Origin of the sequence: Collinsella sp. AM44-11 (assembly GCF_003467145.1) — a bacterium.
Taxonomy (GTDB): domain Bacteria; phylum Actinomycetota; class Coriobacteriia; order Coriobacteriales; family Coriobacteriaceae; genus Collinsella.
Map to the genome: position 1 here is coordinate 1 of NZ_QSFE01000033.1, position 1,811 is coordinate 1,811.

A 1,811-nucleotide genomic window follows, 5' to 3' on the forward strand; every position below is an offset into this window, starting at 1 on the left:
ATGGCGAAGCCCATGGCCGGCAGGATGTTGGCGGCAACGCCGCAACCATCGATCACAAAGGACGGGATAAAGTCGAGCAAGCCCTGGATGGCGTCGGAGCCCAGGTAGAACGCGCCGGCACAGAGCAGGAAGTACTCGATGCAGCCCCAAATTCCAATTCCCCAATGAACGGCGTAGATGCCCTTGAGGTTCCCTTTAAGGGCAAACTTGTCTGCCATGTCGACAAACACAGGGAACAAGGCATTGGTAATGTTGCCGATCGTCAGTGCAAGGACGGCGATGGGCATGGCAAGCGCGATAGCCGTCTCGGTACCCTGACCGAGCTGAATGGCAAACGCGCAGGCGAGCACGCCACCGACGGTTTCGTTGGGCGGCACGTAAGCGCCAATGGAGATCGAGCCCATGAACAGCAGCTCAAGGCTTGCACCTACGGCAAGACCGGTCTGCAGGTCCCCCAGCACCAGGCCCACGAGCGGACACAGGACGATGGGGCGGAACGCGTAGAGCGAACCGAGCTGGTAGTCGAGACATCCAAACGCTCCGACTAAGCCGACGAGGATTGCTTGGACAAGCATAGTTCCTCCCAATTAGGAATCTCGAACCGTCGCCACTCCCGTCGCGCGCGTTGTTGATATCAATTCCAGGAGTTCGATTACACGGCTCGAAGCGTACCTGGTGTGCTGCTAACACCCATGCCAGGTACAAATGATTTGATACCAATTATAGGTATGCAGGTTCTTACTATTTAATACCACTCGCTCAGCGGGGTGTTTTTTGCCGTAAACGGCAGACGTATCCCATCAGGCGCGCTCTTTGTTTCGATGGCGGACAAGCGCCACCAGAAAGCCATCGCCAAAGGCATCGGATGCCAAGTTGGCTACAATCACCAAAACGATCATCGCCGCGCCCAAAAACTCATTCCAGTGAAAGACCTCGCCAAAAAGGAGCGCCGACCAGCAGGGAGCGAGCACGACCTCGCTCATGCAGACCAAGTTGGCCGCAAACGCGTTGGTGCGCGCAATCCCCTTGGCATACAGCACGCTCGCAAGCCCACTGCAAAAAAGGCCATGCACCAGCATGAGCCCCCACTCAAATGGTCTCACGGAGTCTAGGGCACCAGCAAAATAGACGATCGGCAGCATCGAGATACCGCAGGAGATGAGCGAGGACACCATGGGCGACGCATCGGGGCGAGAGTTCAAAAAGAAGCACAGCCCAAAGGCGGCGCCCGAAATGATGGCAAGCAGGTTGCCGAGCATGCCCTCGGCACTCAAATCACCTAAAAAGAAAAGTCCCATACCCGTAAAAGCAACCACCACGGAGGCGATCTTCGCAGGTGAGGGCAACGTGTGAGTTGCGAGCGATTGATACACGATAACGAAAATCATCGAGGTGTACTGCAGGACGATTGCGTTGCCGACCGTCGTGAGCTGGTTGGCAAAGTTAAACGTGGTGCCCGTCACGAAGTTGCAGACGGCCACAAGGACAATAAGACGGCTGACGCGGAGAACAGGCCTGCCGACGAGCAGAATAAAGAGCGCCATAAATATTGCCGTAACGGCACCAATCAAAAGAGCTGACTGCGAATTGGCGTGAACGAGGATGCCGATAAAGCTCCATAAGAGTGCCGTGCCAAATAGATACATCGCCCCGCTTACGCCATTATCGGGTGGATTGTCAGATCGAATCACGAAGCACCTCCAGCTAGCTTTCGGTAATAAAAAACGGCGACCGCAATGGGTCGCCGTTTCCCTTGGGGGCAGATAATAGGCCGGGCCCTTACGCCAGCACGCCGAAGAACGCGCCGACGA

General features: G+C 56.2%; 2 protein-coding genes. Both read right to left on the reverse strand.

The features are described from left to right. Nucleotides 1-575 (reverse strand): PTS sugar transporter subunit IIC (locus tag DW943_RS10295; protein WP_147348663.1); only part of this gene is annotated, 575 nt, incomplete at its 3' end. A 225-nt stretch (nucleotides 576-800) separates the two neighbouring features. Continuing rightward, complete coding sequence (locus DW943_RS10300; RefSeq protein ID WP_233543664.1) at nucleotides 801-1,544, reverse strand: DMT family transporter; 744 nt, start codon at nucleotides 1,542-1,544, stop codon at nucleotides 801-803. Nucleotides 1,545-1,811: the final 267 nt, after the last annotated feature.